This is a genomic window from Paenibacillus senegalensis JC66 (genome assembly GCF_000285515.1).
GTDB lineage: Bacteria > Bacillota > Bacilli > Paenibacillales > NBRC-103111 > Paenibacillus_L > Paenibacillus_L senegalensis.
This window is the reverse complement of record NZ_HE610957.1, coordinates 1,752,852-1,761,146: the sequence shown is the minus strand read 5'-3', so window position 1 is coordinate 1,761,146 and position 8,295 is coordinate 1,752,852. Positions and strand designations below refer to the sequence as shown.

The following is an 8,295-nucleotide window of genomic DNA, read 5'->3' as shown; positions in this document are numbered from 1 at the left end:
TAATTTTTGGCGTGCTGATCAGAAAACAAGAATGAGCTCCCTCACAGGCATTGGGCCGGCGGGGCATGTTTTTTATGATTTTTACTCAAGCTGACATCCCTCCCTTGCAGTTACTATTAAAAACTATAACGTTGCGTTAGTGTCAAGACCGGGATGATCTCCATCATACCGGAGCCCCAATGAACAATAAGGCTTCCTTTGATTATCAGGGCTCCAGCCGTCGAGCCATGCAAGTATTACTGCAAATCATGTGATATCCTGATCATGTATTAATAGGGCTGAGATTTACCGATACCCCTTAGCATCTGCAGGCTTGCCCGCATCCTGAACTTCGACGATTTAACGCCAGGCATCCGGCCTTGAGCCGTCGAGATCGGTTATCCCGTATTCGTTGGCAAGCTCACCGCTTGAGGTGGATTGTCCATTCCAGCGCGCAACGTCAGGATCATTGGCCAGTGCTGCGATTCCGCGAACAATGAAGCGTGGCGAAATACGATTGATTCACACCCATCGGAGGGTAATCGGGGTTCATTTATTAACCGCGAAGATGTCGTTGAGGTTCGTATTTGGGATACCGGGATCGGGATGTCAAAAATCGGTTAGCGGCAGCGGGTTGGGGCTGTCCATTTATCAATAGAATGTTCCATAGCGGAGCTGGAGTCAAAGCCTAACTGTTCTTTAAATTTAGATAGTGATCTCTTGTGCTTTTATCAAACTTCTCGATTGCGTACCTTAAAGTGGTGTTGCCTTATCCTTTCATTGGAGCAACAATGTAGCAAATTAACGATTTCCATAATTCTTTTGGATTGCAGCAATATTAGATTAAGATAAATGCGGACAACGAGCCGTCAACTGCTGCTTGATTTGTTCAGGTTTTTCGGTTTCTACAACGATACGCTGGTACAAAGACGAAGGAGCCAATTCGAGAATGAGGACTGAATGTCGTTTCGAGAAGGCCATGAAAGTGCGCTTTCCGTTATGGAAAAAGCGTCCTGTCCGATAAAATGGCAGCGATACCCCTCCAGTTGGCAATGCCGAGACGCGCTCTTGAAATGGCCCTGTCTGCACGGACATAATCGTGGCATAAGGAATGGCTAATTTGCGCTTGAAACCTGTAATGGCTGCTAACCCGGAAAACGACAAGACGACCTCAGTAGAGTCAAAACGAAACTGGGTATTCATCGTTATTCTCCTTTACTTGTTGGTTTTTGAGGTTGCGGAATCATCATCGAAGCAAAAAGTCGTGTTTTTCGCCCAGGAGCTGGCTTATACGCGGCAACTTTGTCCAGCAGCTCATTGATGGTTGCAACGAAGGACGCAAACTCTTCATCCGTCATATGGAGCGGTGCATTCCAGTAGCCGAATCCGTCTGCCGCGTATTGCTCAACCGGTGTTTTGCTCAGATAAGCGGTTGCTTGTTGCAGCAGATTGGCATGGAAGACGGAGAAGTACCGCATATGATCCTCTTGAGAAGCGGAATAGGCTTCACTCTCCGTAACGGACAAATTTTCTTGCACGGCAGCATAGACGCGCTCTTCTTGTCCATGTATTTTGTTAACCTGGACGACTTCAATTAATTGGGCCTCCAGCATGAGCTTCATATGGCGGTATAGGGTTGCTTGCGGCACATCGCCAAGCGCTTCCACCAATTGCAAAATTGTTTGAGGTTCTCCCGCAAGCAGCTGCTGGATGATTCGCATCCGTACGGGATGAAGCAGTAAATCCGTTTTTTTCACAGGTATCACCTCGTATTTGTGTAGGGTTGCCGAAAGAGAAATAATAAGGACTACTTGACCATCTGTTATTATTATATATAATGATAATAGCATGATTGGGATATGATTGCAAATGAAGCTAACTGGTACGGGACAAACGAACAACAAATGAAAGTAGGGTTGCGGGTGACATTAGATCAAAAATCAAAGCTGTTGAAGAAACGATGGCCGAAAGTAGCGCTGATTATCGTGTTAGTACTAGTATTGTTAGGAATTGTGGGTTCCATCTACCAAGAGCAGAGCAAGCAGGCGGAACTCATCCAGTATCCTCCATTGGGCAAAATGGTTGAGGTTGAAGGGAAACAGATGCATGTGTACGTACAAGGTGAAGGAGACGTGACCATTGTGTTGGCTTCGGGGCATGGCACGGAAAATCCATATGTGGATTTCTACCCGTTGCATGAGAAACTCTCCGAGCAGGCCAAGGTCGTAATTTATGATCGATTTGGTTACGGCTGGAGTGACAAAACATCGGTTCCAAGGGATATTGATACCATTACGCAAGAATTGCATACCTTATTGCACGAGATCGGAGAGAAGGGACCTTATCTTTTCGTCGCACACTCCATTGCATCTCTGGAAGCTATTCGCTTTGCCCAGTCACATCCGGATGAAGTTGCGGGTATTGTTCTGCTTGATGCTGGCAATCCAACATTTTACGAGACCTATGAGTCACCTTCGAAAGCAGTTCAAAAGATCATGCAAACATTGAACAACATCGGCGTGCTGCGTATGTTGTCCCATATTGAAGCCGTTGCCGATACCCTGTTACAGCCGGAAGAAGGATATGGGCAACATATTCCTGAATCGCTCAAGAAATTGCAGCTTGCGATGTTCTTGAAAAATTTTTCGAATGACACAGTTATTGACGAAATGCTGTATCTGCAGTCTAATGCTAAAAAGGTGATCGATGCCGGTCACCTTGGGGATCTGCCGCTCATCTGGTTCACATCGGGAATTAATCAGCAAGTAATCCAGGGGTGGTCGGAGTCTCAGGAAGAGTTGGCGGAATGGTCTACAAACAACAAACAAATCATATTAGACAGAGCGGGCCATTATGTGCATCACCATGAACCTGGACTTATAATCGAGGAAATTTCGAATTTGACAAAAGCTTTTCTTCAAAAAAATCGCGATGCTAGCGAAAAAAGCGAAGTTGCAACCATAAAATAACAAGGTTGCAACCTCTGGTATGCAGATAGGATGCCCCCGAGGTAAAAATGTACGGTCAAGCTCTGTTCGATATTCCAAGCATCAAAATCTTAATGCGAATTGATGGACTAAGCTCTCCAACACGATAACTTTTCAATTAAACCGAAGCGGAACACTTGATAAAGTCCTAGACTGCTGCTGTTTTTTGAACTAACGTATCCTTTAGCTCAATCTTTATGTTACTTTGGACAGCCTCAATTATGGTTCTTAAAATATTTTACGTTCTCAGAGACCCATTGGGCGAAGGTTCGTGCTGGGCGACCAGTGACCTGCTCGACGGTCGGAGCCACTGTATAAGCAGATTTTGGAGGGTTGGCATACCATCCTAGGACGAAATCGATGGCGTCCTCTGGAGCTCCCTGCTCCTTCATACGTTCGCGTGCCTGATCTTCGCTGAGCTCGATAAACTGGATATCCCTGCCGATCGTTGCACTGATAATCCGAACCTTATCGAACACTGTCAGCACTTCTGGGCCAGTCAGTGTGTAGGTTTTTCCGGCGTGACCGTCACCGGTTAATGCGGCTGCGGCTACGTCAGCGATGTCGGCAACGTGAATCATAGCGCTGGGCGTGTTACCATATGGATCCCGCACAATACCTTCCATGCGAATAGATTCTGCCCACCCAAGCGCATTGGACATAAACTCAACAGGCTGGAGAAAGGTCCATTCGAGATTGCTAGCTTCTACGGCTTTCTCCACGGGTCCATTCTCGCCATTCCATAAAACCGAGACTCGCCGAACCCCTGCCTCTTGAGCCAATTCAACAATCTCAGGTCCGGTTTGCAGAGGGGTGTATCCGTCACTATTGAAGGTGATCAAGTGTATACCGGTAACGCCATTCAGCGCAGGCGCAAGAGTCTTTGGCTCAGTAAGGTCGCCATACACTACCTCCACCCCTTCGGGCAGCTTTGCGCTTGACGGGTTGCGCGTGAGTGCGCGCACATGCTGGCCAGCCTCGAGAAGTTGGCTGACTATATGACGACCGACATTCCCTGTTGCTCCTGTTACTAAAATTGTCATTGTTCATCTTCCTCCATGGGTACATAATTCCGGTTTTCTTTCATTAAGTTTATTTGTTTTTCCAAACGTACTTGTGCCTCATCCAATGCTTTTTTTTGCCGAACTACTTCATTCAGCTTGGTTTCATATATTTGCAGCAATGCTTCACAATACTCTTTCTCTTTCTTTTCGTACATTAGATTCTCAGGACAATACAGAATATCTTTAATCTGGTCGGTGGTTAGACCTAAATTAAGATATAGTTGGATCGTATTAATTGTTTCGATAATAGAATCATCGAACTCGCGATAATTATTGTCGCGGCGAGAAACAGTTATCAGCCCTTTTTTCTCATAATGCCGTAAGGATCGAGGGCTGGTCCCGGTCATTTTAGCTATTTGACTTATTTTCAAAGCTCCAACTCCTTTACTTTAATTATTGATTACATGATAAAGTATGACACTAGTGTCAAAGTCAAGATAATTTTCAATATTAAGAATGAAGCTTGCTTTTCTTCTGATTATGAGAAGATGGCATTGGGGCTGAGACACAATCCTCTGCCGATCAACTGATTCAACTGACTACCAATATTCATCAGGATGGGAATTACATTTTTTGAGGGCCAAGGGCGAATGGCGTCCAAAGAGAATGCTGTGAAGGCCAAGGCTCTGAATGAAGTCGAGGCAGCCGTGAATAACATATCACCGAGAATTTATCGGCGACATTGGAGCGACGCAATCCGTTGGGATTCGACTTTTATGATCGGATATGCGTTAACAAATGCAGGTCTTTTTCTTGCGGCCGATTCGGCCCATCGCCTCGATCTTTCCGATATAATCCGTTGCAAGCGGCACATTGCATGCCGTATTGCCGACATCCACATGCACTTTGCCGATCGTCTCGGCGACTTCCTTCGCTTCCTCCGTTAATGCCTCGACATATGCGCCGACCGAAATAACGAAAGTATTCATAACGTAGCGAACCCAGTTGCGTTCACCGTGGATGGTGTCGCGCACTCTTGTTAAATATGCTCGTATCTCCTCCATATCGAGCGCTTCGTCTGGCGCAACCGATACAAAATTGGCATACGTGCTCCATCCGCTTACTGCGACCAATTCCTCCGGCGATTCCAGCCACTCTACCGCCAGTTCATGCGCATAAGGACTTTCAGCGGCTACTCTCGCTACGATATATTCGGCAGGCGCATGCCAATTGGCTCCCGCCACCCAATGCTGCAACTGTTCTTTGGTGATTGTCTTCGGATTGATGCTAAGACCCGCCAGGTACATTGCATCGTAGTTGCCGGATTCATACAGCTGCAGAGCGAGAGCTTGATTCTTTTTTACATGCTTAACAAGCTTCTTCATGTCCCCGATCTTGACGCCAAAGAACGGCTCTTTCGCACCATGGCGAACATAAGTGCTTTTCGTCTGCTCACTGCCCATGTCAGCCAATGCCCGCATGACTTCTTCATAGGTCATCTATTTTTCACGCTCCAGAGTACAAATTATTCATTCGAGGGGTTTGTTTTCATCATTTGTCGGTCTGACAATGCGCTTCGATTGTCTTTACTTTCTAGTCTAACATTTTGTTAATGCGGAATGCATTATTGACATTGAGGCAAGGAATACTGGGGAAAAGGCAGGCTGCTGTTCGTCGTGCTGAAACATATGAAACAACAAGGCATGAGCGCACCTTAGATTGCCAACGAACTTGCTCGAGACCGGAAGGCGATTCGCTGGATGGCTGCAAGCAAATGAACCGTGACGCTATCAGCGCGCGAAGGCAAGTCTAGCATTCTGGAGCCGTACAAAACCCGCGTGCTGAATCGGATGGAGGAAGTCTATCGTTTTCTTACAATAAATTCACAACTTCTTTATGCTAGGCACTTGACAATCATTCTCACTATAATTAATATTAATTTATAATGATTTTAATTAAATGACTTACTATATTTAGGAGGAATGCACATATGTCACTCGTAGGAAAAGAAGTATTGCCGTTTCAGGCCAAAGCGTATCGTAATGGTGACTTTATTGATGTAACAGAAGCCGACTTCAAAGGAAAATGGAGTGTTGTCTGCTTCTATCCGGCGGACTTTACGTTCGTCTGCCCAACGGAACTGGGTGATCTGCAAGATCAATATGAAGCTCTGAAGGCGCTTGGCGTGGAAGTATACTCCGTATCGACGGATACTCATTTCACACATAAAGCATGGCATGACAGCTCCGAGACAATCGGCAAGATCACTTACACCATGATTGGCGATCCTTCACATACCATTTCCCGCAACTTCGATGTGCTGATCGAAGAAGAAGGACTGGCTGACCGCGGAACGTTCATTATCGATCCTGATGGTGTTATCCAAGCCGTAGAGATCAATGCTGGCGGAATCGGCCGCGATGCCAGCACGCTCATCAACAAAATCAAGGCAGCCCAATATGTACGCAACAATCCGGGCGAAGTTTGCCCTGCGAAATGGCAGGAGGGCGGCGAGACATTGAAGCCGAGCCTTGATCTTGTCGGCAAAATTTAAGGAGAATTGCTATGGCGTTAGATAAAGAAATTAAAGAGCAGCTCAAACAATATTTACAGCTTCTGGAGGGCGATGTGCTGATCAAGGTCAGCGCAGGCTCGGATTCCGTATCCCAGGATATGCTGGCGCTGCTTGATGAACTCGTTGGCATGTCCTCCAGAATCTCGGTGGAGAAAGCGGAGTTGGAGAGAACTCCAAGCTTTAGCGTCAACCGCCCGGGAGAAGATACGGGCATTGTGTTTGCGGGTGTCCCGCTCGGACATGAATTCACTTCGCTTGTCCTAGCTCTCCTCCAGGTGAGCGGCAGAGCACCTAAGGTTGACCAGCAAGTGATCGACGATATTAAAGCGATTCACGGAGAGTACCGGTTCGAAACATTCGTCAGCCTGAGCTGCCATAACTGCCCAGACGTTGTGCAGGCGCTGAACGTGATGAGCGTTCTCAATCCGGGCATTTCGCATACGATGATCGATGGGGCTGCGTTCAAGCAAGAAGCGGAAAGCAGGGACGTCATGGCGGTTCCTTCCGTCTTTCTGAACGGTGAATTTTTCGGCGGCGGACGCATGTCGATTGAGGAAATTGTTGCGAAGCTCGGCGGCGGTCCAAGCGCATCGGAGCTGTCCGACAAGGAGCCATTCGATGTCCTCGTTGTCGGCGGCGGTCCTGCTGGCGCCAGCGCGGCCATATATGCAGCGCGCAAAGGCCTTCGCACAGGTATTGTCGCTGAGCGCTTCGGTGGCCAGGTGATGGACACGGTTGGCATCGAGAATTTCATCAGTGTGAAATATACGGAAGGTCCGAAGCTTGCCGCCAGTTTGGAGGAGCACGTTAAGGAATACAACGTGGACATCATGAAGCTGCAGCGGGCCAAATCGCTGGCGAAGAAGGATTGGATCGAGGTTGAGCTTGAGAACGATGCAGTGCTGAGAAGCAAGACGGTTATCATCTCTACAGGCGCGCGCTGGCGCAATGTGGGTGTACCGGGCGAAGCCGAGTTCAAGAACAAGGGCGTGGCCTACTGCCCTCACTGCGACGGACCGCTGTATGCCGGCAAACGGGTGGCGGTCATCGGCGGCGGCAATTCCGGCATCGAGGCGGCAATTGATTTGGCGGGCATTGCCAGCCATGTCACCGTCATTGAATTTGCATCGGAACTGAAGGCCGATGCAGTGCTGCAAGATCGCCTCTACAGTCTGCCTAACACAACGGTTATCAAAAACGCCCAAACGAAGGAAATTACCGGCACGGATAAAGTGAACGGTATTACCTACATCGACAGGGAAAGCGGCAGCGAGCACCATGTCGAACTGGAAGGCGTCTTTGTACAGATCGGTCTCGTGCCGAATACTGAATGGCTTGGCGATACGGTCGAACGTACGAGAATGGGCGAGATTGTGATTGACAATCGCGGCGCTACGAACGTTCCGGGAGTATTCGCAGCCGGCGACTGCACGAACAGTCCGTACAAGCAGATTATTATTTCGATGGGGTCAGGCGCGACTGCCTCATTGGGAGCATTTGATTATTTGATTCGTAATTAATCAACCGGCATTTATTATAATCATTGCTAGTAAGCCGCTTGGCTGCCTTCAAGGCAGCCAGGTGGCTTATTTTTTTCAAGCGCTCAGGTTTATCTCTCTACGAAATTAGGGGAATTCGACGCGCGGATTGTCTCCCGCAATGTTCATTCTACTTATTTTCCATTATGATGTTACTGTTGAAGCAAAAATAACAGATGGCGAACGCTAGTCTAAAGGCTGTATATGAATAA

Annotated in this window: 8 protein-coding genes; 3 read left to right on the top strand and 5 right to left on the bottom strand. The window is 47.6% G+C overall.

The genetic code is table 11. The annotated features are described in order from the left end of the window. Positions 1-822: 822 nt before the first annotated feature. Both PSHG_RS08275 and PSHG_RS08270 read right to left on the bottom strand, forming a co-directional pair. Positions 823-1,182, bottom strand: coding sequence for a PH domain-containing protein (locus PSHG_RS08275; protein WP_010271761.1), 360 nt, complete (start codon positions 1,180-1,182; stop codon positions 823-825). A 2-nt stretch (positions 1,183-1,184) separates the two neighbouring features. Next, positions 1,185-1,736: a helix-turn-helix domain-containing protein gene (locus PSHG_RS08270; protein ID WP_010271758.1), complete on the bottom strand. Its 552-nt coding sequence runs from the start codon at positions 1,734-1,736 to the stop codon at positions 1,185-1,187. A 102-nt stretch (positions 1,737-1,838) separates the two neighbouring features. Here PSHG_RS08270 and PSHG_RS26940 point away from each other — a divergent pair, with 102 nt between their 5' ends. After that, positions 1,839-2,948, top strand: coding sequence for an alpha/beta fold hydrolase (locus PSHG_RS26940; RefSeq protein ID WP_010271756.1), 1,110 nt, complete (start codon positions 1,839-1,841; stop codon positions 2,946-2,948). A 233-nt stretch (positions 2,949-3,181) separates the two neighbouring features. Here the strand turns inward: PSHG_RS26940 and PSHG_RS08260 are convergent, their stop codons facing one another. From PSHG_RS08260 to PSHG_RS08250, 3 genes are all read right to left on the bottom strand, one after another. Then, positions 3,182-4,009: an NAD(P)H-binding protein gene (locus PSHG_RS08260; protein ID WP_010271754.1), complete on the bottom strand. Its 828-nt coding sequence runs from the start codon at positions 4,007-4,009 to the stop codon at positions 3,182-3,184. Continuing rightward, complete coding sequence (locus PSHG_RS08255; protein WP_010271753.1) at positions 4,006-4,401, bottom strand: MerR family transcriptional regulator; 396 nt, start codon at positions 4,399-4,401, stop codon at positions 4,006-4,008. The genes PSHG_RS08260 and PSHG_RS08255 overlap by 4 nt, the downstream gene beginning before the upstream one ends. Positions 4,402-4,761: 360 nt before the next feature. Next, positions 4,762-5,469 (bottom strand): DNA alkylation repair protein, encoded by a 708-nt coding sequence (locus PSHG_RS08250; protein ID WP_010271752.1) that lies wholly within the window; start codon positions 5,467-5,469, stop codon positions 4,762-4,764. 491 nt (positions 5,470-5,960) lie between these two features. On the opposite strand from PSHG_RS08250, the gene ahpC reads away from it, so the two are divergent. Continuing rightward, positions 5,961-6,524 carry an alkyl hydroperoxide reductase subunit C gene (gene ahpC, locus PSHG_RS08245; protein WP_010271750.1) on the top strand — a complete coding sequence of 188 codons (564 nt, stop codon included), beginning with the start codon at positions 5,961-5,963 and terminating at the stop codon, positions 6,522-6,524. Positions 6,525-6,535: 11 nt separating this feature from the next. Beyond that, positions 6,536-8,065, top strand: a complete 1,530-nt coding sequence (ahpF, locus tag PSHG_RS08240; RefSeq protein WP_010271748.1) for an alkyl hydroperoxide reductase subunit F — start codon at positions 6,536-6,538, stop codon at positions 8,063-8,065. Positions 8,066-8,295 lie beyond the last annotated feature (230 nt).